Origin of the sequence: Prevotella sp. ne3005, assembly GCF_900110085.1 — a bacterium.
In the GTDB taxonomy this organism is placed as follows: domain Bacteria; phylum Bacteroidota; class Bacteroidia; order Bacteroidales; family Bacteroidaceae; genus Prevotella.
Map to the genome: position 1 here is coordinate 262786 of NZ_FOCK01000005.1, position 25144 is coordinate 287929.

Annotated in this window: 15 protein-coding genes; 5 read left to right on the plus strand and 10 right to left on the minus strand. The window is 47.1% G+C overall.

From position 1 onward, the window contains the following. Nucleotides 1-178: 178 nt before the first annotated feature. From gyrA to BMY16_RS09275, 4 genes are all read left to right on the plus strand, one after another. Nucleotides 179-2728, plus strand: coding sequence for a DNA gyrase subunit A (gene gyrA, locus BMY16_RS09260; RefSeq protein WP_091841876.1), 2550 nt, complete (start codon nt 179-181; stop codon nt 2726-2728). Nucleotides 2729-2800: 72 nt separating this feature from the next. After that, nucleotides 2801-4015, plus strand: coding sequence for a tetratricopeptide repeat protein (locus tag BMY16_RS09265; protein ID WP_091841877.1), 1215 nt, complete (start codon nt 2801-2803; stop codon nt 4013-4015). Nucleotides 4016-4979: 964 nt separating this feature from the next. Further along, nucleotides 4980-6146 (plus strand): tetratricopeptide repeat protein, encoded by a 1167-nt coding sequence (locus BMY16_RS09270; protein WP_139207186.1) that lies wholly within the window; start codon nt 4980-4982, stop codon nt 6144-6146. Nucleotides 6147-6245: 99 nt separating this feature from the next. After that, on the plus strand, nt 6246-7988 hold the full coding sequence (locus BMY16_RS09275) for a phospho-sugar mutase (protein WP_091841880.1): 1743 nt from the start codon (nt 6246-6248) through the stop codon (nt 7986-7988). Between the two features lie 143 nt (nt 7989-8131). On the opposite strand, the gene BMY16_RS09280 is transcribed toward BMY16_RS09275, so the two are convergent. From BMY16_RS09280 to BMY16_RS09290, 3 genes are all read right to left on the minus strand, one after another. After that, nucleotides 8132-8416, minus strand: a complete 285-nt coding sequence (locus tag BMY16_RS09280; protein ID WP_170836062.1) for a PaaI family thioesterase — start codon at nt 8414-8416, stop codon at nt 8132-8134. Nucleotides 8417-8488: 72 nt separating this feature from the next. Continuing rightward, the gene (nifJ, locus tag BMY16_RS09285; protein ID WP_091841883.1) at nt 8489-12055 is read right to left on the minus strand and encodes a pyruvate:ferredoxin (flavodoxin) oxidoreductase; all 3567 of its coding nucleotides are present in this window, start codon (nt 12053-12055) and stop codon (nt 8489-8491) included. Nucleotides 12056-12125: 70 nt separating this feature from the next. Further along, a complete protein-coding gene (locus BMY16_RS09290; protein ID WP_091841885.1) occupies nt 12126-13316 on the minus strand; it encodes an ATP-binding protein in 1191 nt (396 codons plus the stop codon). 283 nt (nt 13317-13599) lie between these two features. Here BMY16_RS09290 and BMY16_RS09295 point away from each other — a divergent pair, with 283 nt between their 5' ends. Beyond that, nucleotides 13600-14490, plus strand: coding sequence for an ATP-grasp domain-containing protein (locus BMY16_RS09295; protein ID WP_170836063.1), 891 nt, complete (start codon nt 13600-13602; stop codon nt 14488-14490). A gap of 115 nt (nt 14491-14605) precedes the next feature. On the opposite strand, the gene BMY16_RS09300 is transcribed toward BMY16_RS09295, so the two are convergent. From BMY16_RS09300 to BMY16_RS09325, 7 genes are all read right to left on the minus strand, one after another. After that, the gene (locus BMY16_RS09300) at nt 14606-17275 is read right to left on the minus strand and encodes a glycosyl hydrolase (protein WP_091841888.1); all 2670 of its coding nucleotides are present in this window, start codon (nt 17273-17275) and stop codon (nt 14606-14608) included. A gap of 85 nt (nt 17276-17360) precedes the next feature. Then, entirely contained in the window at nt 17361-17789 is a 429-nt protein-coding gene (locus BMY16_RS09305) for a biotin/lipoyl-containing protein (protein ID WP_091841889.1), read from the minus strand. A 12-nt stretch (nt 17790-17801) separates the two neighbouring features. Continuing rightward, nucleotides 17802-17954: a hypothetical protein gene (locus BMY16_RS15520; RefSeq protein WP_170836064.1), complete on the minus strand. Its 153-nt coding sequence runs from the start codon at nt 17952-17954 to the stop codon at nt 17802-17804. 11 nt (nt 17955-17965) lie between these two features. After that, nucleotides 17966-19531, minus strand: a complete 1566-nt coding sequence (locus tag BMY16_RS09310) for an acyl-CoA carboxylase subunit beta (RefSeq protein WP_091841891.1) — start codon at nt 19529-19531, stop codon at nt 17966-17968. Between the two features lie 48 nt (nt 19532-19579). Beyond that, nucleotides 19580-19990 (minus strand): methylmalonyl-CoA epimerase, encoded by a 411-nt coding sequence (mce, locus tag BMY16_RS09315; protein ID WP_013064811.1) that lies wholly within the window; start codon nt 19988-19990, stop codon nt 19580-19582. A gap of 152 nt (nt 19991-20142) precedes the next feature. Continuing rightward, on the minus strand, nt 20143-22605 hold the full coding sequence (locus tag BMY16_RS09320) for a DUF4842 domain-containing protein (protein ID WP_091841892.1): 2463 nt from the start codon (nt 22603-22605) through the stop codon (nt 20143-20145). 116 nt (nt 22606-22721) lie between these two features. After that, nucleotides 22722-25082: a TonB-dependent receptor gene (locus tag BMY16_RS09325; protein ID WP_091841894.1), complete on the minus strand. Its 2361-nt coding sequence runs from the start codon at nt 25080-25082 to the stop codon at nt 22722-22724. Between the last annotated feature and the right edge of the window lie 62 nt (nt 25083-25144).

Sequence of the window (25144 nt, forward strand, 5' to 3'; positions counted from 1 at the left end):
ATTCTGCAAACATCGTGCCATAAAAACAGAAAACTTTCCGCTAAAATAGCTTAAAAGGTTTGGCTGGTCGCAAAAAAATAAGTACCTTTGCACGGTTAAAAACGCGTCAGCGGGCTTAAAAAGTGCCTTAAACGCGAAAATGGTCAAATTGCATATAGTCAAATAGTAAAATAAAAAGATGGATCAAACATTCGACAACGACAGAATTATTAAGATTAACATCGAGGAGGAAATGAAGTCCAGCTACATCGACTACTCCATGTCAGTCATTGTGGCACGTGCCCTTCCCGATGTTCGCGACGGCTTTAAGCCCGTCCACCGCCGTATCCTTTACGGTATGATGAACATCAACAATGTCAGCACACAACCTTATAAAAAATGTGCGCGCGTAGTAGGTGAGGTGCTTGGTAAGTACCACCCTCATGGCGACAGCTCCGTCTATGGTGCCCTCGTTCGTATGGCCCAGGATTGGAACATGCGCTACACGCTCGTAGATGGTCAGGGTAACTTCGGTTCCGTTGACGGTGACTCTCCTGCTGCCATGCGATACACTGAGTGCCGCCTCTCAAAGATGGGTGAGCACATCATGGACGACCTCGACAAAGAGACCGTTGATATGGCACCAAACTTCGACGATTCACTCGTGGAGCCCACTGTAATGCCTACCAAGATACCTAACCTGCTGGTGAATGGCGGTAACGGTATTGCCGTAGGTATGGCCACTAACATGCCGACCCACAATCTCGCTGAGGTTATTGACGGCTGCTGTGCCTATATCGACAATCCAGAAATCGATACCGACGGGCTGATGCAGTATATCCCAGGTCCCGACTTCCCCACAGGTGCTTATATCTATGGCTTGCAGGGTGTGCGTGATGCCTACGAGACTGGTCGTGGCCGTATCGTGATGCGTGCCAAGGCAGAAATCGAGAGTGGTGAGACCCACGACAAGATTGTGGTAACAGAAATCCCCTATGGTGTCAACAAGGCCGACCTCGTGGCTTATATCGCAGATCTCGCCAACCAGCATAAGATTGAAGGTGTAGCCAATGTAAACGATGAGTCTGGTCGTCAGGGTATGCGTATTGTTGTCGACGTGAAGCGTGACGCCAATGCCAACGTACTGCTGAACAAACTGTTTAAGATGACAGCCTTGCAGAGTTCGTTCTCTGTCAATAATATCGCCTTGGTGAAGGGCCGTCCCCGTCTGCTCTCTCTGAAGGAATGTGTGAAGTACTTCGTGGAGCACCGTCATGACGTGACCATCCGTCGCACCAAGTACGACCTGAAGAAAGCTCAGGAGCGTGCCCACATCCTCGAAGGATTGATCATCGCTGTGAACAATATCGACGAGGTCGTCAGGATTATCCGCAACAGTGAGACTCCTTCTGATGCCCAGCGCAACCTCGAGAAGCGCTTCGAACTCGATGAGCTTCAGTCGAAGGCTATTGTGGATATGCGTCTGTCACAGCTTACAGGCCTGCGCGTCGATCAGCTTCACCAGGAGTACGACGATCTGCAGAAACTGATTGCCGACTTACAGGAAATCCTCGACAACCCAGAGCGTTGTAAGGAAGTGATGAAGAACGACCTGCTCGAGGTGAAGGAGAAGTATGGTGACGAGCGCCGTACAGAGATTATCCCCTTCGATCATGAGTTCAATGCCGAAGACTTCTATCCCGATGATCCTGTTGTCATCACCATCTCTCACATGGGTTACATCAAGCGCACTCCGCTGAGCGACTTCCATGAGCAGGGTCGTGGTGGTATGGGCTCTAAGGCAGCCCGTCATCGCGACAACGACTTCACAGAATACATCTACCCTGCCACGATGCACAACACGCTGCTCTTCTTCACTCAGAAGGGTCGCTGCTACTGGCAGAAGTGTTACGAGATTCCTGAGGGTGACAAGAACTCGAAGGGCCGTGCCATTCAGAACATGCTCAACATTGAGCCCGACGATTCTATCAACGCCGTTCTGCGCATCAAGAACTTCAATGATGAGGAGTTCCTGAAGACCCATTACGTTGTATTCGCCACCAAGCAGGGTATCATCAAGAAGACACGCCTCGATGCCTATAAGAATGTTCGCGCTGCCGGTGTGATTGCCATCAATGTGAATGAAGGCGATGAGGTGGTTGGCGTTCGCCTTACCAACGGCCACAATGAGTTGCTGCTCGCTAACCGCAATGGTCGTGCCGTACGCTTCGATGAGAACGATGTCCGCACGATGGGCCGCGTCTCTACAGGTGTCATCGGTATGCGCCTCGACGGTGGTGACGATGAGGTGGTAGGCATGGTATGCGTCAACGATCCTAACGAGGAGACCATCATGGTGGTTTCAGAGAATGGCTACGGTAAGCGTTCTGAGGTGGAAGACTACCGCAAGACAGCCCGTGGTGCCAAGGGTGTGAAGACACTCGCCATCACTGAGAAGACAGGTCGTCTGGTAGCCATCAAGGTGGTGACGGATGAGAACGACCTTATGATCATCAACAAGAGCGGTGTGCTGATTCGTCTGAAAGTGGCCGACGTTCGTGTGATGGGTCGTGCTACCCAGGGTGTACGTCTGATCAATCTCACGAAGAAGAACGATTCCATCGCCAGTGTCTGCAAGGTGATGCACTCGCAAGCCGAGGATGATGATATCGAAACCGCACAGATTGTCGATGAGGAGTCAGCCGAGACTATCGATACCCCGACAGATAATAATCCCGAGAACAATTAAACGATTCTGACATAATTACGTCAATATAGTAAAATCAGTAATAATAACATTTTCAACCAAATTAGAAGGCTTATGAAAAAATTAATGATGATGGCAGTGATGTTCGTAGCAAGCGCTACAGCATTTGCCGGTGACAGTGACGCTTTGAAGGCTATCCTCAAGGCAAAGACCTATGCAGAGGCTGAGACCCTGCTCAACAGCAGTCTCGCTTCACTCGCTAACGATGCCGAGAAGGCTAAAGCTTACAACAAGCTTGTCGACCTCGCTTACGAGGCTTTCAACGATCAGAACGCTATCATAACCGAGAATCAGGTCAACAAGCAGATGGGTAAGGAAGAGAAGCCCGTCGACGAGAAGCTGATGGCAGAGATGGCTTACAATGCGTTGATGGCTGCACAGCAGTGTGACAACTACGACCAGAAGCCCAACGAGAAGGGAAAGGTTTCTCCGAAGTTTGACAAGAAGAACGCCCAGCGTCTTTGGACGGGTCCTCGTAATGCATTGGTAAATGCAGGTCAGGATGCCCTCACTGCTCACGATAACGCATTAGCCCGTAAGTACTGGCAGCTCTTCGCTGAGTCGGATGCATTCCCCATGTTCAAGGAGTGCGACCGTGAGGCCCAGAAGCCTTTCTTCGGACAGGTAGCCCGCTTTGCTGCTATCTTCGCTTATCAGGACAAGGATATGGATAAGGCTCTCCAGCTCGCAGACATCGCTATGAAGGATCCCGAGGAGTATGAGAATGCCCTCAACCTGAAGCTCGAGGTTCTTGGCAATGAACTCAAGAGCAAAGAGGATTCTGTGAACTACTGCGGCAAACTGAAGGAAATCTATGCTGAGCACAAGACCGACGGTGTGATGGAGAAACTCTACAACGTATTGCTCGGTCTGGGTCAGACAGCTGATGCTGATAAGATCCTGGACGATGCACTCGCTGTTAATCCTAACAACTTCGTAGCTCTTGCTGACAAGGGTCTTGCCCTGCTGCAGGCTCAGAAGGCTGCCGAGGCAGTGACCTATCTGCAGAAGGCATTCGATGTAAAGTCTGACAACGCCGTTATTGCCACTTATGCTGGTACAGCTTACAGCGTACAGGCTCAGGAGATTGAAGATCCTGCCCAGAAGAAGGCCCTCTACAAGAAGGCTATCGAATTCTTCGACAAGGCTAAGGAGCTCGATCCCGATCGTCTGCAGGCTAACTGGGGCTACAACCGCTACAACGCCTACTACAACTACTATGGCGAGGATGCTCCTGAGACCAAGCAGGCCGAGGCTGACAGCAAATAAATATTTATTATATACATCTGAGAATCCCCACATCATTTGTGGGGATTTTTTTTTGGGTGTCTATCAGCTATCAGCTATCAATTAAAAAAATGTATGGAGAGCCTATGGAGGGTAAAATGAAATAATTAATTATAATCTTCGATTTAATCTCTAAAGGTAAGCGAAAAATATTAACTGATAGATGATAGATGATAGAAAATGCCCGTGAGGTGTGGCGTAAAGTCACACTTTGCTCCGAGTAAAGTCCGGGTTTACACGTCACAAAGTGGAGGTTTACTCCGAGTAAACTCCGAGCACGCTGAAAGGCCTGAAAATGTGGCACTTTACGGGTGCCCCAGGTGTAGGTAAATTATGTTGATTTCCTACGGCAGGAACGTGCGCCTGCGGAGGCCGATGAGATGACGCGTGGCAGGATAGTCTTAACAACCATAAGACGCTAAATCTTATAATTATTAACTGACACTTCTTACACTTCTGACATATTTTATTGGATATCAAAGAATTGCGGACTTATGGAACTTACACCTAACTGACTCCAGAACTGACACCTAAACAAAGATAATAGGCTTATTCCAGAACTTCTTAAACAAAGAGCGAGGCTTGCATCCCTGCAGGCCTCGCTTTAATTCTAACAAACAAACGAATCAACAATGGAAAAAATCACTAACTTAAAACAGAACTAACTTATGTATGAATCAAAAATCTGATGCAAAGATACGGCGATTTGGGGCTGAATACAAATATATGGATGATTTCTTCTCTCGTTTGTTGCGACAGGGAGGCTGATTCGCGACAAAAGGCAGGAATGAATTTCATTATTGTCGCAAAAGACGGCAAAGGGTGTTTATACATCTTATATTAGTTAAATTCCGTCAAATAGTTTGCGGGTGCAAAGGGAAATCAGTACCTTTGCACCCGTAATTATAAATAAGGTGTAAACTGGACGATGAATTTAAGGACGATAATGACTACATGTCTCATGGTTCTGGCAGTTGCTGGATATGCCCAGCGCAGACAGATCGGTGATGCCCGTACCATTCTGCTCCGAGGAAAGGAATTCGACAAGGCCGAGAAGATGATGACCGACCTGCTCAAGGATACCACCAATCAGAATAATAAACGCATCTATGACATCTGGCTCCAGGCTGTGGAGAAGCAGTATGCACAGCTGAATGAGAAGATGTATATCAAAGAAAAGGTGGATACTGCCAAGCTGTTCACCCTGACACAACGTATATTCATGGTTGCCGAGCGACTCGACTCCATCGATATGCAGCCAGACAAGAAGGGCAAGGTGAGTCCTGAATACAGAAAGGATAACGCCAAGAGACTGTCGGGCTACAGACCGAACCTTTTCTATGGCGGGGCCTACTATGTGCGCAAGCAGAATTTCAGCAAGGCCTATGATTTCTTCGAGATGTATATCGACTGCGACCGTCAGCCACTCTTTGAGGGCTATGAATTCGAGAATACCGACAGTAGGATGGGGGAGGCAGCCTATTGGGCCACTTATTGCGGATACCGTATGGACGACCCGATGTTGTGTCTGCGCTATGCCGACTTGGCACGTCGTGATACTTCCAAGCTTGAGTACACACTCCAGTATATGACGGAATCCTGGCGTAAGCTCAGCAATGACTCACTCTATCGCCAAACGCTTTGGGAGGGATTCAGACTCAATCCTAAGTCGCCTTATTTCTTCCCGAGATTGATGGACAGCTATACGTCGAACGGAGATTTCGTGGAGGCAGACAAGGTGGTGGACGAAGCCTTGCAGACAGACTCTCTGCACGAGTTGTTTCTCTATGCCAAGTCGAACATCATGCTCAATCTGCAACGTTTTGCCGACTGTCTGAGATACAGTGAGCGACTGTTGGAGCGTAATGCCGAGCTGTCTGATGCCTATTATAACGCTGGCATCGCCTGCCTGAACATTGCCCAGCGCATCGACTCGCGAAAGTATAAGAAGCAGATCAAACGAATGTATCAGCGGGCGTTGCCTTACATGGAGGCATACCGAAGACTAGAGCCATCGCAGAAGGACAAATGGGGACCTGCGCTCTACCGTATCTATTTTAATCTGAACATGGGAAAACAGTTTGATGAGATAGACAAAATCTTAAAGAAATAAAAAAGTTTAGGCATTATATTGGTAGTTTCCAAAATAATGCCTATCTTTGTCTTTTGGAACATATTTACAATCTAAAACAAAATAAAAAAAGAAAGAATTATGGCAGATGCACAGTTAATTGCTCAGTGCGAGGCACGGGCTAAAGAATGGCTTTCTCCCGCCTTTGACGAGGAGACACGTAAGGATGTACAGGCAATGCTCGACGCCGAGGATAAGACGGCGCTGATCGATGCCTTCTATCAGAATCTGGAGTTTGGTACTGGTGGCCTGCGTGGTATCATGGGTGCTGGTACGAACCGTATGAACAAGTATATCGTGGGTATGGCCACACAGGGCTTTGCCAACTATATCCTGAAGGCTTTCCCTGGCAAGCAGTGCTCAGTGGTGGTAGGTCATGACTGCCGCAACAACGGACGTATGTTTGCTGAGACAGTTGCAGACATTTTCTCTGCTAATGGTATCAAGGTGTATCTCTTTGAGAGTCTCCGACCGACGCCAGAGATTTCGTTTGCCATCCGTCAGCTCGGCTGTCAGGCCGGTGTAAACGTGACGGCTTCGCACAACCCGAAGGAGTATAATGGCTACAAGGCTTATTGGGATGATGGTGCCCAGGTGCTGGCTCCGCATGATGTAGGTATCATCAACGAGGTGAACAAGGTGACCATCGACCAGGTGAAGTTTGAGGGCAATAAAGAACTCATCGACATTATCGGTGGTGAGATGGACTGGGACTACATCCAGGCTGTGAAGGAGGCTATGGTGGATCAGGATGTCATCCTGCGTCAGAAGGACCTGAACATCGTTTATTCTGCTATGCATGGTACTGGTCGTGTGATTATCCCGATGGCCTTGCGCTCTTGGGGATTCCAGAATATCCACGTAGTGCCCGAGCAGATGGTGATCGACGGTAACTTCCCAACGGTTGTTTCTCCAAATCCTGAGAATGCAGAGGCAATGACCTTAGGTATGAAGTTGGGCACTCGACTCAATGCAGACCTTGTGATCGCTTCGGATCCTGATGCAGACCGTTTGGCTATCGTATGTCGTAACGCCAAGGGTGAGTGGGAGATTCTGAATGGAAACCAGACCTGTATGATGTTCTGCTGGTATATCATCGCCAACAAGAAGAAGTTGGGCCAGCTAAAGGGTAACGAGTTCCTCGTGAAGACGATTGTTACTACCGAGGAGATTGCTGAGATTGCCAAGAAGAATGGCGTTGAGCTGCGCGACTGCTACACAGGCTTCAAGTGGATTGCCAACGAGATCCGCATCTCTGAAGGCAAGCAGAAGTATATCGGCGGTGGTGAGGAGAGTTTCGGATTCCTGCCATTCGATAAGGTTCGTGATAAGGACTCCCCAGCATCTATCTGTCTGATCTGTGAGATTGCAGCCTGGGCTCGTGACAATGGCATGACCCTTTACGACCTGCTCATGAACATCTATGCAGAGTATGGTTTCTCTAAGGAAGTAACCATCAACGTGGTTCGTCCTGGTAAGACAGGTGCTGACGAGATCAAGCAGATGATGACTGATTTCCGCGCTAATCCTCCGAAGGAACTTGGTGGTTCGAAAGTGGTGCTGTGGAAGGACTATAAGACACTGGAAGCCAAGAAGGCTGACGGTAGTGTTGAGAAACTGAATATGCCTGACACTTCTAACGTGCTGCAGTGGTTCTGCGAGGATGGTACTAAGGTTTCTGTACGTCCTTCAGGAACAGAGCCCAAGATTAAGTTCTATACGGAAGTGAAGAACCCAACCTTCAAGGGCGCTGCTGACTATGAGTCATGCACGAAGAAAGCAGAGGAAAAGATTGAGGCTATCAAGAAGAGCCTGAACCTCTAAATACAAAAATAATCCCTCGCTCGATGAGCGGGGGATTATTGTGTTATCCGGGTAGGGAAGTGCCTTTGCGGTAACCCATGCCTGTCACGTGACAGATGGTGCGATGCTCTTGGTTCGTCACCACTACCTCTACGGCAGGAATCTTATGATGATCGGCCACCATTGTCATCGCCCAGACGTGCACTCGACACGAACATCAGTGAGTTTGAGATGCCAAATGTCAATTGTCCCTTGCAGTTCATCAGGGCTGCGATGGCCAGATCGGCTAAAGTGAAGAGTGCGCCACCTTGACAGACGTTGCCACCGTTGAGGTGTCCTTCCGTTACCGTCATGACCGCCACAGCGTGCTGTTCGTCGACCTCTGTAATCTGACATCCTGCATTAGCTGCAAAGCGGTCTGTGCGATTCAGTAATTCCTTGATATCCATAGTTCTTGTCTTGTTATAATAAAGGAGCAACCAAATGGGTTGCTCCTTCATGATTATAGAGTTTGGAAAATATTAGTCTTCCCAGTTCTCCTGAGACTTGCGGATGTAAGTCTTGTAGCGGATCTGAGCCATCTTCTGAGCCTCGGCAAAGAGCTCCTCGGCCTCGTTGGGATAAGCCTTTTTCACTGACAGATAGCGAACCTCACCGAGCAGGAAGTCGTGGAAGTTAGCCCAGTTCGGCTCCTTAGAGTCGAGGCTGAACGGATTCTTGCCTTCCTCAGCAAGAGCGGGGTTGTAACGCCACAGGTGCCAGTAACCGCACTCAACAGCCTTCTTCTCCTCAGCCTGGCTCTTACCCATACCGCCCTTGGCCTTCAGACCGTGGTTGATACATGGAGCGTAAGCGATGATAATTGAAGGTCCGTGCCATGCCTCAGCCTCGCGGATAGCCTTGAGGGTCTGAGCGTGGTCAGCGCCCATAGCAATCTGAGCTACATATACATAACCGTAAGTGGTAGCGATCATACCCAGATCCTTCTTGCGGATGCGCTTACCCTGAGCAGCGAACTGAGCGATAGCACCGAGAGGAGTAGCCTTAGAAGCCTGACCACCAGTGTTAGAGTAAACCTCAGTATCGAGCACGAGGATGTTAACGTCCTCACCAGAAGCAATCACGTGGTCGAGACCACCGTAACCAATATCGTAAGAAGCACCGTCACCACCGATGATCCACTGGCTGCGCTTTACGAGGTAGTGATCCAGCGTCTGGAGCTCCTTGCAAACGGGACAACCCTTGGCAGCGCTCTCGGCGATGCAAGCACGAAGCTTCGGAGCAATCTCCTTAGTCTTCTCTGCGTCGTCCTTGTTCTCAATCCACTCCTTAGCAAGAGCCTTGTACTCATCGCTGGCGTTGCCGTCGATCATCTCCTGCAGCAACTTAGCTACGCGCTCCTTCATCTTCTTGTTACCCAGAGCCATACCGAGACCGAACTCGCAGAAGTCCTCGAACAGAGAGTTGTTGAATACAGGACCCTGACCCTTCTCGTTCTTAGTATAAGGAGTAGAAGGAATAGAAGCAGAATAGATTGAAGAACATCCGGTAGCGTTAGCAATCATCTGACGATCACCGAACAGCTGAGAGATGAGCTTCACGTATGGAGTCTCACCGCAACCAGAGCATGCGCCAGAGAATTCGAACAGAGGCTGAGCGAACTGAGAGTTCTTAACGTTGCTCTTGATGTCAACGAGGTGCTGCTTAGAAGGAACCTTAACCAACTTGTCCCAATCGGCAGCCATCTTCTTCATGTCTGCAGCATCGGGGTTAAACGGAACCATCGTGAGGGCCTTGCCAGTCTTCGGGTTACCCGGGCAGATGTCGGCACAGTTACCGCAACCCAGACAGTCGAGTACTGAAGGCTCGATGATGAAGTGCATGCCCTTCATAGCGGCAGGAGCCTTCATCTCGAGAGTATCGAGCTCGAAGTCCTTCAGCTCTTCGTCGGTCAGAACGAACGGACGGATAGCAGCGTGAGGACAGATGTAAGCACACTGGTTACACTGGATACAGTTGTCCTTGTTCCAAGCAGGAACGAAGGCCTCTACACCGCGCTTCTCGTAAGCGGCTGTACCAACCTGCCAAGAACCGTCGGCAGTGCCGTGCTTCACGAAGTCAGAAACCTTCAGCAGGTCACCGGCCTGAGCGTTGATAGGACGAACGAGCTCCTTAACGAATGCGGGAGCATTGTCAGCCTTAGGCTCATCATCGGGCAGGTTAGCCCACTCGGGCTTCACAGTAAACTGCTTGTACTCACCACCACGATCGATAGCGGCGTAGTTCTTATCAACCACATCCTGACCCTTAGCACCGTAAGACTTCAGGGCTGCAGCCTTCATCTTCTCAACGGCGAGCTCAACAGGAATCACCTCGGTGATGCGGAAGAATGCACTCTGCAGGATGGTGTTGGTGCGGTTGCCCAGACCAATCTCCTGTGCAATCTTGGTAGCGTTGATGGTATAAACAGTAATATTGTTCTCTGCGAAATACTTCTTTACCTTGTTAGGCATGAACTTCTCCAGCTCTGCATCGTCGAAGATGGTGTTCAGCAGGAACTGACCGTTCTTCTGCAAGCCACGGGTTACATCATACATGTGGAGGTAAGCCTGAACGTGGCAAGCCACGAAGTTAGGTGTGGTTACCAAGTATGTAGAACGGATAGGTGTATCACCGAAACGCAGGTGAGAGCAGGTGAAACCTCCAGACTTCTTAGAGTCGTAAGAGAAGTATGCCTGGCAGTACTTGTCGGTGTTGTCACCAATAATCTTAACTGAGTTCTTATTAGCACCTACGGTACCATCAGCACCCAGACCGAAGAACTTAGCCTGGAACATGCCAGCACCACCAAGTGCAATCTCGGGAACCTCGGGCAGAGAGGTGAAGGTTACATCGTCAACGATACCGATGGTGAAGTGGTTCTTGGGCTCAGGCATAGCGAGGTTGTTGAACACGCTGATAATCTGAGCGGGAGTGGTATCGTGAGAACCCAGACCGTAGCGACCGCCAACGATCAGAGGACGATCCTCTACATCGTAGTAAGCATCCTTAACGTCGAGGTACAGAGGCTCACCGTTAGCACCGGGCTCCTTTGTACGATCCAGAACGGCAATCTTCTTCACGCTCTTGGGAACGCTAGCCAGCAGATGCTTCACAGAGAACGGACGATAGAGGTGAACGCTGATCATACCAACCTTCTGGCCCTGGCCATTCAGGTAGTCGATAGCCTCGCGGGCTGCATCGGTAGCAGAACCCATCAGGATAATCATGCGGTCAGCATCCTCTGCGCCGTAGTATGAGAACAGGTGATACTCACGACCAGTGATCTTTGAGATCTCACCCAGGTACTTCTCAACTACCTCGGGAACTGAATCGTAGTAGGGGTTACAAGCCTCACGGTGTGTGAAGAAGGTCTCAGGGTTCTCGGCTGTACCACGAGTGATAGGACGCTCAGGTGACATAGCACGATCGCGGAAACGCTTGATGTACTCTTCCTTCACGAGAGGACGGATATCCTCCTGATCCATGAGCTCAATCTTGTGGTACTCGTGAGAGGTGCGGAAACCGTCGAAGAAGTTAACGAACGGTACGCAGGTCTCAAGAGTAGACAGGTGAGCAACGGCGGTCATATCCATAACCTCCTGTACAGAACCTTCGCAGAGCATAGCGAAACCAGTCTGACGGCAGGCCATCACATCCTGGTGGTCACCGAAGATACAGAGAGAGTGAGAAGCCAGCGTACGGGCTGAAACATCGAATACGCAAGGAATCAACTCACCGGCAATCTTGTACATGTTGGGGATCATCAGCAGAAGACCCTGAGAAGCTGTGAATGTAGTGGTGAGGGCACCTGCCTGCAGCGAACCATGAACGGCACCGGCAGCACCAGCCTCTGACTGCATTTCCTGAACACTGACGTTCTGGCCCCACAGGTTCTTACGACCACGGGCTGCCCATTCGTCAACATGCTCCGCCATAGGCGAAGACGGGGTGATGGGGTAGATAGCAGCTACCTCCGAGAACATATAGCTCACATGAGCTGCTGCCTCGTTACCATCACAAGTGATAAATTTCTTTTCTTTTGCCATTTTGTAAATGATAAAAATGAATTACTAACTTGTATTTGTTTAATTATAACTTAATAGACACATTTCTTTTTTAATAGAGGAAACCTAACAGCCATAGAGGAATCTGATTGGCTTTGCCGATTTCTGTGTTATATCGAGCGTAGATGACATCAGGCGAGATGCGCATCTTGCCTGGCGCCTTGGCGTCGACAATACGAAACTTGAGTTTCTCGTCAACGATGAAGTTGCAATCGCGGAGACCTGTATTAATCTTGTGGTCTTTCCACATAGAATTAACGAAGAATGTCTCCATGGCCTCTTGCTTATCTACCTGAATAGGATAGATGGCATACATGAGGTTGGAGTTGTGAAGCATGATCTTTGCCGGCTTCTTGGGGAAGTCCTGACCGATGGGATAGATGAGATTCAACAGACGGGCATCTGTGAGGTACTTGATGTAGTTCATCACGGTAGCACGACTCGTCTCTATATCTTGTGCCAGTTTACTGACGTTAGGCGTCTTGGCTGGACCTTCTTCTGCTATCTGATAGAATAGCTTCTTAATCTTAGTGAGGTATTTCAGTTCAATCTGTTTGATGAGCAGGATGTCTACCTCAGTCATCATGTTCATGGTCTTCAGCAGGTTCTCGCTATAGTTACGATGTTCCTGGAAGAAAGGATAGAAACCATGATGGATATAGTCCTGGAAAAAGCGGTTGGGTGACACCTTCGGGAGAATCTGGCGTGCAATCTGCTCATGGTGATTGATGATATCCTCGAGGGCATAGGGTTGGAAAGTGTTGCCCGTAAGCAGATTGATAAATTCGCGGAAAGAGAAGCCACGGAGGTTGTAGCTCTTCACAATACCATTAAGCTCCGGATTCTCATCCTTCAGGCGCATCACACTGCTTCCCGTAAATACAATCTTCAGGTTGGGGTAGAGGTCGTGACATTTACGGAGTTCAGAACTCCAGTCTGGCTGCTTAAATACCTGGTCGATCAGCAACACACGGCCACCATGCTTATAGAACTCATCAGCAAACTCCGCAATACCGTGACCCTGGAAATAGAAATTGTTCATGTTGATATACAGACACTGGCGGTCGTTGATATCAAACTTTTCTTTAGCGTATTGAAGGAGGAAGGTGGTCTTTCCGATGCCACGCGTGCCCTTAATGCCGATCATGCGGTCGCTCCAGTCAATCTCATCCATGAGGGTGCGGCGAACTGGTGCATTAACATGCTCCACAAGGTATCTGTGCGTCCTGAAAAAAGCTTCCATTCCTGATGATTTGTTCTATTTCCTCTAAAAAGTGGTGCAAAGATAATACTTTTCCAGCAAATTGCAAAGTCTAAATAGCAAAATCTCAAAAAAATTATGTAATTTTGCACCAAAATTGACAAAAATGGCAACATTATACATATTTAATCCAGAACATGACATCGCATTGGCCTCAAACCTGAGTAACTTCACGGCACCACATGCGGGAAGGAAGCTGAGGGCGGATCTCGGCTTTTTGCCTGCTCTTTGGGCTGGCAAAGACGATTATGTACTAGTGGAGAATGTGGAACAGGCGGTTAAGGCCTATGGTAGGTTGAGGGCGAGAACGGGGAGTGGCCCCAGGCATTTTATAGATAAGAACCAACTTGCTCATATTATTATTAATAAGGTGGAACCATGGGGATGGGATTTGGCACTTCGATCGTTCCTGCTCCGTTATGGCGTAAAGAGTGTTCCGTCGGACGAGGCAATTGCCGTCATTCGCAACTTATCTCATCGCAAGCAGGCCGTTAGTTTGTTAAGGGAACTCCAAAGACCTGGCACAACAGGCTATTCCACATGTGTTAATAGCATGGACGATGTCTGTCAAATGCTTCGTGATAATGGCCGAATAGTGGTGAAAGCGCCCTGGAGTAGCAGCGGACGAGGAGTGAGGTTTATCGACGGAGAACTGAATGACTCTCAGCAGCGATGGATTCAGAACATTATTGAAAAGCAGGGTGATGTGATATTGGAACCATATTACCACAAGGTCAGAGATTTCGGTATGGAATTCGAAAGCGATGGCAAGGGGCTTATTAAGTATCTGGGGCTTTCGCTCTTTCACACAAACAACGGTGCGTATACTGGCAATCTGATTGCATCGGAAGATGAGAAAGAGAAGGTTTTAAGTTCCTATATATCAGCAGATTTGCTTAGAACTGTTAGAGAGACTGTTTGCGATAGACTTGGCGCCATATATGCAGGCCACTATCAGGGGCCTTTCGGCATTGACATGATGGTGGTGGCTACCGATGAGAAGGAGGGTTTCTTGCTTCATCCTTGTGTGGAGATTAACCTGCGCCGAACGATGGGACATGTGGCACTGTCCATTCCGCCATTTGCTGATGGATATGCCCGTGTGATGCAGATCGTACTGACAGACAAGTATAGGATAAGGGTTCGTAAACCTTAAGATGATTCCATTGAAAGTAAAACAACTTGTTTTACTTTCAAAGAAACTATCTGAACGCATTGAAGAGATAGTCTTAACGAAGGTAAAACAAGTTGTTTTACTTTTAGAGAAGATATCATTGATAATGTAATAGACGTACCTCGGAGTTAAGACCGCTGGGAACAAGCTCCCATGAATCATAGGTGGTACGCTTATAGTTGATGTCTACCACATTGATTTCCTCCATCTTGCGCCATTTAATACCTCTGCGGTCATAGTCGGCAATGCGGTTGGCTGGGAGGTTGGTAACCTCGATACGGATCTCATTGTTGCCAGCCTTTAAGGTATTCTTGCAATCTAAGACGAAAGGAACGCTCCATGCACAACCGATAAGTTGACCGTTAATATAGACGCGTGCCGATTCTCTCACATCACCGAGGTCAATCTGCCAGCGTCCTGCAAGTTCTTTCTTCGTCAGTTTAATGTGGGTGGTGTATATGCCGGTACCCATGGTAACCTTTACACTGTCGTCGTCGAGCGTTTCCCAAGTCTGTGGACTTGAGAGATTAAACGTCTTGGAAACCTTGGGGGCTTCTTCGGTGAAAGAGAGCGTCCAAGGACCATTGAGAGGTATAGAATTGTTGGCAGTCTCTGTCGTTTGCTGACAACAAGCCTTTTCTATATGGCTTAATGGTTCGTCATACGTTTGAAGAATCATGGACTCACCGCTTCGGAGACTAATTGCAATGCTGTCGCCAGAGATACAGGCAGGAATGATCTCTCCATTTAGGGGATTAAACCATGCGGCATCTTTGAAGTCTATGGCCAGAGGAAGACGGTCGTGAACATCGTTGGGTGAGAGGTTCGCCATGAAGTAGTGATAACCTGTAGCATTCTTCCGTCGGATGGCTTTCAGTCCGCACGCAGTCTTGATGGCCTCAGGTTTGGCAGCTGCCATCAAGTCGGCTGCTCGCGTACCATATATAATATGTGCCCCTTGAGCTTTCAAGGCTTCAATGTGAACTTTGACATTCTCGGGCATATTACCACTTCCGGGAATGACGAGGCCTTTGTAGCGTGTACCTGCTGCTGTCTCCAGCATACCATCCTTATAGGTTACGTCCATAAGCAGACGCTCAGAGATATAGTCGCAATCGAAGCCTGCACGGTCGATTTCGAGGATGCTCTGAATGAATTCCGGGGCCAGCTTGCCCATGGCATGGATAGAGAACTGCATCAGCAACTTCTGTGGATTCTTCTGCCACATATCGCGGACGGGCAGATAGACGAGGAAATCGTTGTCGGGCTGTCCCATCTGCAGGAAACTCTGACAGCGCTCTACATATTGCATGAAGTAGGGGGCGTCGCGCCAAATGGAGTTGGTGGGTGACATGTCAATGCTGGCGTAGAACTTCCAGCCTGGCCACGGATCATTCTTTGGCGAGTAACAGGTGCCATGGAAGAACATGTGGTTTACGCCTGCACAGAACATGAGGTCGATGTCGGGCTTCAGTTGTGACAGAGATGTGCGGAAATGCTCCGTCAGCCATGTGAATGTCTCACTGGAGGTGTATGGCTTGCCACATATATGAGCCGCTGAAGGTGCATATTTCAGCATCGAGAAGTCGGAGTCGTTCTTGCGGGTCTTGCCTGGATCCTGACGGAGTCCTTTGATACCGAATTCCGATAGGCCAAAGCCTTCTATCTCAGGAATATCTACTGCTGCGTAGCAGTCGATGAGGTTGGCAGGAGAGCCGTGGGCCTGATTACGGGTGATGGCACCATGCTTATGGGCCCAGGCCGTCCATTGGTTTGTGAAGTTCTCCAGAAGCAGATCACCGAGTGTCTCACGATAGTCTGACAGAATCTTCGTGTCGCCATTTAGCAATTGCCGTAGATAATGCTCGAGTTTGTATCCTCTCCGTTTCTCGAACTCTTCAAAGAGTGTGGGCGTCCATGTGGCAGCTTCCACCTCGTATGAATCATTGAAGAAGGTGTGAGGGTAGGGCGTCTGGGTGCGCTCAAAGGCATCTTCAATATGCTGCAGGTAATTGCCGACGGCCTTCTTGTCGAAATGGTCGATGACAAGTCCCATGCCCCCAGGGGCTGCACGCTTTACTTTCATCACACCATATCGGCAGTATACAGCGACGATTTGCCAGTGAGCCGACTCCATCTCTTTTAACTTGAGCTTCAGCGCCTTCTTATTTGTCTTGTTGGTAGTAGCACTTATTTGTGCCTTGAGTTGTTCTGCAGGTGACCACGTCAGTTGACTGTCATGTACGTATGCCGTTATATCATAGGGCTCACCGCGCCAATACGCCATCACTTTGTTGAGCTTACAGTAGGGAGCCTCTTTCTCTGCGACCGACAAGTTAAGGTCATGTACAGCATTGCCAATGAACGTTGTGTCAACAAATACTGCCTTACAGGCACTTTCCTCCAGTGGTACCCACGGGCCGCCAAAAGGCCACCCTGTACCTGTTGCCATATCTACTTCTATACCAAATTCCTGCCCGTTCTTCTGTACTTCGCGCAACATCTCCATCCATCGGTCGGACAGATAAGGGATGTTGTTGGCATCATTACCCTGTACACCATAGATGGGGGTAATCTCCAATGCGCCGATACCATGCTTTGCATATTCTTGCATGGTCCATCTAAGGTTTTTCTTGTCGACGGCAGAACCTAACCACCACCATCGCGCACCAGCTTTTGCTTCTTGTTTGATTTCTGGCCATTGCTGGGCATTTGCTGCTAAAGAGATGCAAGCGAGTATAAGGGTTGAAAGTAGATATTTGTTCATCTGATTAGTGTTTAGTAGCTTTGTTTTTGAAAAAGAGAGAATGATACTGTGCTCATTCTCTCTTTCTTATTATTAATAAGGTGGATTACTCGATAACGACCAGTGCATCATCTTCCATCACACTCTCACCGATCTTCACACAGACGGCAGTCACCTTACCATCCTTCTCGGCTGTCAGGTTGTTGGCCATCTTCATGGCTTCAAGCACAACCACCGTATCACCGGCTTTCACCTCATCGCCTTCAGCTACCAGAATGTCAGTGATTACACCAGGCAGCGGAGCCTTAACGGCATTAGCCTTGTTAACGGCAGCCTTGTTGGCTGTAGGAGCATCGTCGCTGGCAGCAGCTGTAGCAGCCTTGATTACCGGCTTCTTCTTCTCAGGCTCAGCCTGCTTCTCCATTTCAACCGTGTACTCTTCTCCGTTGACGGTCAGCGTGGCAATGTTATCAGTGATATCGCCGACAACCACCTCATATTTGTTACCGTTGATAGTATACTTGTATTCTTTCATTACCGATAGTTTTTAGGGACGTTGTGTGAATGTCTGTGCATAGCCGTTCCACTGTGTAGGATGGGCATTTATAGTGATAATGCCCGGCTCTACATCGTGAACGTTATTGCCCAGGTGCTCATGGAGCGCCATGGCAATGGCTGCATATACTTCGTTATTCTTCATATACAAATCAATTACATAGGAATATTACCATGCTTCTTGGCGGGCAGGGCGTCACGCTTGGTGGCGAGCTGGGCCAGACCACGGCAGATGCGGAAACGAGTGTTACGAGGCTCAATCACATCATCGATGTAGCCATACTTGGCTGCCTGATAAGGATTGGCAAAGAGCTCATTGTACTCATCCTCCTTCTCAGCGATGAAGGCCTTAACATCCTCACCAGCTTCCTTCTTAGCCTTAGCCTCCTTAGCGTAAAGCACAGCAGCAGCACCAGAAGCACCCATAACGGCGATCTCGGCTGAAGGCCATGCGTAGTTCAGGTCGGTATGGAGCTGCTTAGAACCCATCACGATGTGAGAACCACCGTATGACTTACGCAAGGTAACGGTGATCTTGGGTACAGTAGCCTCGCCGTAAGCATAGAGCAGCTGGGCTCCGTGCAGGATAACGGCGTTGTACTCCTGACCAGTACCGGGCAGGAATCCAGGAACGTCAACGAGCGATACAATAGGAATATTGAAGGCGTCGCAGAAACGAACGAAGCGAGCTCCCTTACGAGAAGCGTTAACATCGAGCACACCAGCATAGCAGTTGGGCTGGTTGGCTACGATACCTACACTCTGACCATTGAAACGTGCGAAACCAACGATAATGTTCTTGGCGAACTTAGGCTGCACCTCGAAGAATTCACCATCGTCTACTACAGCACCAATCACCTTGTACATGTCGTAAGCCTCGTTGGGGTTCTCGGGGATAATCTCATTCAGGCTGTCCTCCATACGGTTGATGGGGTCGTTAGTGGGCTTGAAAGGAGCAGTCTCCATGTTGTTGGATGGGATATAGCTCAGCAGGGTCTTCAGCATCTGAATGCCTTCCTCCTCAGTAGCTGCAGTGAAGTGTGTAACACCCGACTTTGTAGCGTGAACGCTGGCACCACCCAGATGCTCCTGATCGATATCCTCACCAGTAACGGTCTTTACAACCTTCGGACCGGTCAAGAACATGTATGAGGTGTTCTCCATCATCAGGGTGAAGTCGGTGAGGGCAGGAGAGTAAACGGCACCACCTGCGCAAGGACCGAAGATACCAGAAATCTGTGGGATCACACCTGATGCGAGGATGTTACGCTCGAAGATCTCGGCATAACCTGCCAGAGCATTGATACCTTCCTGGATACGAGCACCACCTGAGTCGTTGATACCGATACAGGGCGCACCCATCTTCATGGCCATATCCATCACCTTGCAGATCTTCTGGCTCATGGTCTCTGAAAGAGAACCAGCATGAACGGTGAAGTCCTGTGCGAAGATGAATACCAGACGACCGTCGATCGTACCGCTACCGGCTACAACACCATCGCCAAGGAACTGCTTCTTCTCCATGCCGAAGTTGTGGCAGCGGTGCTCCTTGAACATGTCATACTCCTCGAACGAACCTTCGTCGAGCAGCATGTCAATGCGCTCACGAGCTGTGTATTTGCCGCGTTCGTGCTGCTTCTGAATTGCTTTCTCACCTCCACCGAGACGGGCCTGTTCACGCTTCTCGATGAGTTGCTTGATTTTTTCTAATTGCTTGCTCATTACTTTATTTAATTATCAATTGTCAATTTTCAATTATCAATTTTCAATTTACTCCGGGTGCTCGCAAAGCTCTGTCAGGATACCGCATGTTGACTTCGGATGCAGGAAGGCAATGTTCAATCCCTCAGCACCCTTACGAGGCTTCTCATCAATAAGGCGTACGCCCTTCTCTGACACCTCGGCAAGACCTTTAGCCACACCGTCTTCTACACAGAATGCCACATGGTGTACACCCTTGTTGCCCTTGTCGAGCCACTTCTGGATAGTGCTCTCAGGAGATGTCGGCTCCAACAGTTCCAACTTTACCTCACCGCAACGCAGGAAGGCGGTCTTCACCTTCTGGTCCTCTACTACCTCTGTTGCATAACACTCCAAACCCAGCACGTCAGTGAAATACGGCAGGCTTTCCTCAATGCTCTGAACAGCAATGCCCAGATGCTCAATGTGTGAAATCTTCATATTACTTATAGTTTTGAAATGAATATTTATAAAAATGTTGTGCAAAGGTACAAAAGATAAATGATATCCCCGCTTAATTTTGCTTTTTTTATATAAAAAAAGAGATTGTTGCCATATCCGACAACAATCTCTTAAATATTTAGTGTAATCTTTTATTTATGACCTTTGAAGATTTTCTTTTCTTCATAATTCTTATACCAGTCTCTGTTTTCAGTTGCATTGTTTACCCATGACTTAAAATCTGGATAAGCAGTTGTGATTCTGACCTTCTCCAATGGATAGCCAATATTCCCCGGAACGATAATTGCACATGGGCTTTCACCTTGCTCAGAGAGTTTGACTACTATTCCTGTGGTTTTATCGGAAATCCAGACATTTTTCATGAACTGCCAAATGGGCAATTCTTTATCGATTGTAAATGTTTCAGTAATAGGACTGATTAAATCACCAGATTCAGTATTGACATACATCTCTGGGGTTACCCCAAATAAACTGTGAACCTCAGCTTCTTTATTAATCTTTTGACCTTGAAGCCCTTGCAAATACAGTTCGTCATGTGCACCACACGCCAACAATGTTACCTCAACATGTGTATCATCTGTTCTCTGGAATTTTAGTACTACATCGTTAAGATCGTAATCGGCTAATGGACTATCCTCGAAGCACATCATGTAAGACATGTACTCCACTTCCACATCGTCCTCTTCTATTTTTTCGACACCGTTTTTGATCTCAATGATGATATCGCCAAAGTTAGTATCACATCCGTCCTCAAAGGTGAGATAACTCTTGTTGTTGGCTTGGCAAAGTGCAATACGTGGACTGTTCAGCTGCATAGAGTATTCAGTTACAGCTCTATTAAAGTCTCCAAACGAGTTGATTTCTTTGTTCAATTCACCATAAGAGTACAAACAACCATTCTTCGAATTGCTTATGTTATCATTGTTATTAGTCTTTCTCAGCATGATGCCAATATTGTACCCTTGGTCAAATACTTCTTTTGGATCAGGGAACGTTGTAGGCCAAATATCAAGGATCACATCCTCTACTTTGGCAATTGATTTTGTTGGAGTGTATTCGTGGAAAGTCCATCTAATGGTTGTTCGATCTTTCACATCTGTACGTTGGCCCAAATTGATTTGAGCGTTTCCATTTATACAAAATTTCTTTTTGTTGTATTCTTTGATGATATGAACATCTTCCATGCCCGTTGTAGGATTATTGTTCTTGTCGCAGAGAATAAACCAGAAATTGTCAAAATCAGTGTCGCTCCGAGTAAGAAGAGGGGCACTAGTGCTATTAGGTACGTATTTCAGGAATACCTTTGTACCAACATTATAAAACATGCATTTTCCTTCCGAGTTTTTAAACACCTGCCATAATTGGTTGGCGATATTTTCATCGTTGTCAGAATATAATTCTACCAAATTTTTGTTTGTATCAGAGGTTGGGGTCATATATAATGTTCTACCATCCTCTGCTATATAACTAATTCTATATAATTTCCCATCAGTCTCATATCCTTGCTCTTTCACTGACATGTTGTTTGGCATATAGGCAGCGGGATCACCATAAAATGGAAGCAGATAATCGTGAATTTTTAAAAAATTGGGGTCGTTTTTTGTCCGTTCTATATTAGTGTTTGCTTTAAAAGCTTCTCTCTCTGTTTTCAGATCAGCAGCCTTGAACTTTGGAAGCAACTTGATATATTCAGTCTTTGACATACCTGAAGGAATGTCTTCGTCTTTATAATAATAGTAATACAAATCACACATGTATGCTTCTGTCGATATAAGATTGACAGGTGTGATGATGATAGGACTTTTACCATCACTGATCAAATGGTTATCGAAGAACTGTACGGCTTTAGAATTATTGATATATTTCATATTGTCTTTTACCCTCGATCCATTGGCTGCGCGTTGGAGAGAGACACTGAAGATATCCTTTAGTTCTGCGACTTCTTCCGCAGTGATGGGCTCTGCAGCTTTGTAAATACCATCTGTCTTACCCCAGAGTCGCTCACTTTCCCATCCTTTGCCTTTCCATGCGGAATAATCTGTAACCCCACTATTTGCAGCTTGGGTACGGCCAGCATTATAAGAAACATATGAGTCGGCAGAAGTCAATTTTGAGATATTGGGGAAGCCATACGCACCTCTGGTCATCGCTCTAGTTGATGCTGTGGAACTCGTAAAGCTCACTTTCTGCGTTCCAATATCAAATCCCTTGATGTAATAATGACCATTAGCATCAACGCAGGCGGCTATCAATCGGGTCAAATCATAGGGAGCATCAAAAGTCAGAGTAACTTCGTCGCCATAATTAGCTTTAGTCTCATTAAGAACCATAGCATTATCATTAAAAAAGGGAGACTCTGTAAGTACCTGAATCTTAACAATATTGTCTAGAGGTGCATCTGCTAAAATAGTAATGCTACCACTACTAAACATATTCCAATCCTGATTCGGATCAATGGTACCAAAAATACTCTCATTATTCTTTCGAATCTCCTCTTTACTTGGAAGATTCGGATTAAACTCACTGAAGTCAGGCTTATTAACACATCCAATGAGGGCTAAAACAGTAATTGTTAATAGATATCTTTTCTTCATAACGGTAAAATTGACTTAAATAACTAAATTATGGGACAAAGATACGATATTTCCATATATAACGGTAATAAATGCACGACAAAACGTGTGAAATTATATATTTTTAACAGTCTGTCCTAAAAATCAGCGGTCATACTGATGTTAATTTGGCGACCAGTGAGGTAGTTGGGTACTGCCCACTGGCGGTTGGTAACATCGGTAACCCAATAATAACTGCTCACGTTTGAGATGCCGAAAAGGTTTAGGCAATCTACACCAAACCAAAGGTTTTTGAGACTTTTACCATCTTTTACAATTCGATAACTCATACCGATGTCGGCACGTTTATACGCTGGTGCACGGAAGGTCTGTTCTTCCAATCCTTGATGGGGAGCTCCAAAGGGCAGCCCATCAGCATAAGCCAACTTCAGAGTCATTTTCCAGCGCTCGGTACCTGGGAAATAATCGGTAAAATGGAAATTGACAGCCCATCTCTGATCTGTTGGTAAGGAAACCCATGTGTCGCCAAATTTCTGTCTTGTGCTCATTAGCGAGAAAGTAAGCCAAGAATCGGTGCCAGGAACGAATTCACCATAAAGTTTCAAATCAAGCCCCGTAGCATAACCACTAGTAAGATTCTCGCCAACGTAAGTAATTTTCAGGTTTTGAACATTATAGGGAATCAGATTCGAGAGTGCTTTGTAATATCCTTCGGCAGAGAATTTGAAAGGCCGGTTGAGCATTTTAAATCTGTAGTCAATGGCGCCAATGACTTGTATTGAGCGCTGACTTTTAATCTTTTCGTTCAAAAGAGCCGTTGTCAAACCATTCCGTGTGACAGTATCACGCATCTCTTTATAAAATGGTGCCTGATAGTAGATTCCCGTAGCCAGACGGAAGGTTATATCCTGATTAAAGGCAGGTACAATTGCCAATGAGGCTCTTGGCGAAACAATGGTTTCTTTATTAAATGACCAGTTGGCCAGTCTGACACCATAGTTTAAAGTATAATAAGTATCGCCCGAAGAGAAACGGTAGGTATCCTGCAGATATGCTTCAATGCGCTGACTCCTGATGTCATTTTGGGCTCTGAGCGTATAAATCATATCTAGGCGATCAGCAGAGTGGGGAATAGAATAGCCGCTGGAATCACGCATCTCATACTCACTAGATTGTTCTTTGATGTGTTCCCATTTAATAGTTACCCCTGCCTCGAAGTTGTGATGTAATGTACGATGATTACCTGTTAGCTTCAGGCTCATGACATCGGCAGTCAGATAATCACGAGCATGTTCCATATAAGTCCCCACGCCAAGATTTTCGCTAGACTGACTATCATCGAGCCAATATTGCCCCATGATGTCATAACGCTCACTCTCTCTTGTATGGAATGCTGACGTCTGCAATTTAATATTGGTCTTGTTGCCAAAGTTCCGGGTGATACCAAGTGTACCGAAAAACGTGCGGAATACATCCTTTTCATGACCATCGAAATAGACCTTAAACGATTTGGCATCGGCTAACGTACCAAAACTAGTCTCTCGGTCTTCTGGTGTAAATTCATAATGATTCTCGGAGATGCTACCAATAAAGTCGACAGTCCATCTGTTATTAGGATTATAACTTATATAAGTCTGATAATCAACAAAATTAGGCTTGTACTCTCCAGTTGTTTCTAATGATCCGAGTAAATAACGATTGGTCTTATATCTCAAACCATGTGACATAGAGAACCGACTATTTCCATAACCCAAGAATCCACTTGCCCCTAAGAGCGATGCTGTCGCTGATGCCTCGAAGCCTTTAATACGTCGGTAAGTGATATCGAGTGCCGATGACATCTTGTCGCCATATTTCGCTTCAAAACCACCGGTTGAGAATCCAACCTTCTCAACCATGTCTGGGTTGATAATAGAAAGTCCCTCCTGTTGTCCGCTGCTGATAAGTAAAGGCCGGTAGACCTCTATGTCATTAATATATACTGAATTCTCATCAAAAGATCCACCTCTGACGTTGTATTGTGAAGATAGCTCATTATGGGTTGACACACCTGACTGCTGCTGAATCAACTCTTCAACAGCATTACCAGTCGTTGACGGATTTTGCCTCATGTCCTTCGTGTCAAGCTGCTCTGTCTGTGAAGTTTGTCTTCTACGCTCCGTAATAGTGATTTCTTGCAATTCTGCTGCAGGACGCATAACAATCTGTATGTTGATTTTTCCTTTCGGACGGCGAAATACACGCTTTCGGGCTCCATAACCCACCATTGTGAAACGTACTTCTACAGAATCTGCCGATTGTAAGTTGATTGAGAACTCACCTTTCAGGTTGGTCATCGTTACCTTACCTTGTGCCAAACACGACACTGTGACCAGTTCCAACGCACGTTCATCCTCATCGACGACTTTGCCTTTAAGGGTAAAACCGTCGGCCCTTGCTGTGATGCTTACTATCATGCACAGTATTATTAATGCAATTCTGCTATTCCATCTTGCCATTCTCTATAATAACGCAAAAAACAAAAAAATATTTGGATGTATCAGAGTTTTTTCGTACCTTT

Excerpts from the sequence above, each read along its gene's own strand:
- gyrA (WP_091841876.1), top strand. The coding sequence starts at position 179 with ATGGATCAAACATTCGACAACGACAGAATTATTAAGATTAACATCGAG.
- BMY16_RS09265 (WP_091841877.1), top strand. The coding sequence starts at position 2,801 with ATGAAAAAATTAATGATGATGGCAGTGATGTTCGTAGCAAGCGCTACA.
- BMY16_RS09270 (WP_139207186.1), top strand. The coding sequence starts at position 4,980 with ATGACTACATGTCTCATGGTTCTGGCAGTTGCTGGATATGCCCAGCGC.
- BMY16_RS09275 (WP_091841880.1), top strand. The coding sequence starts at position 6,246 with ATGGCAGATGCACAGTTAATTGCTCAGTGCGAGGCACGGGCTAAAGAA.
- BMY16_RS09280 (WP_170836062.1), bottom strand. The coding sequence starts at position 8,416 with ATGGATATCAAGGAATTACTGAATCGCACAGACCGCTTTGCAGCTAAT.
- nifJ (WP_091841883.1), bottom strand. The coding sequence starts at position 12,055 with ATGGCAAAAGAAAAGAAATTTATCACTTGTGATGGTAACGAGGCAGCA.
- BMY16_RS09290 (WP_091841885.1), bottom strand. The coding sequence starts at position 13,316 with ATGGAAGCTTTTTTCAGGACGCACAGATACCTTGTGGAGCATGTTAAT.
- BMY16_RS09300 (WP_091841888.1), bottom strand. The coding sequence starts at position 17,275 with ATGAACAAATATCTACTTTCAACCCTTATACTCGCTTGCATCTCTTTA.
- BMY16_RS09305 (WP_091841889.1), bottom strand. The coding sequence starts at position 17,789 with ATGAAAGAATACAAGTATACTATCAACGGTAACAAATATGAGGTGGTT.
- BMY16_RS15520 (WP_170836064.1), bottom strand. The coding sequence starts at position 17,954 with ATGAAGAATAACGAAGTATATGCAGCCATTGCCATGGCGCTCCATGAG.
- BMY16_RS09310 (WP_091841891.1), bottom strand. The coding sequence starts at position 19,531 with ATGAGCAAGCAATTAGAAAAAATCAAGCAACTCATCGAGAAGCGTGAA.
- mce (WP_013064811.1), bottom strand. The coding sequence starts at position 19,990 with ATGAAGATTTCACACATTGAGCATCTGGGCATTGCTGTTCAGAGCATT.
- BMY16_RS09320 (WP_091841892.1), bottom strand. The coding sequence starts at position 22,605 with ATGAAGAAAAGATATCTATTAACAATTACTGTTTTAGCCCTCATTGGA.
- BMY16_RS09325 (WP_091841894.1), bottom strand. The coding sequence starts at position 25,082 with ATGGCAAGATGGAATAGCAGAATTGCATTAATAATACTGTGCATGATA.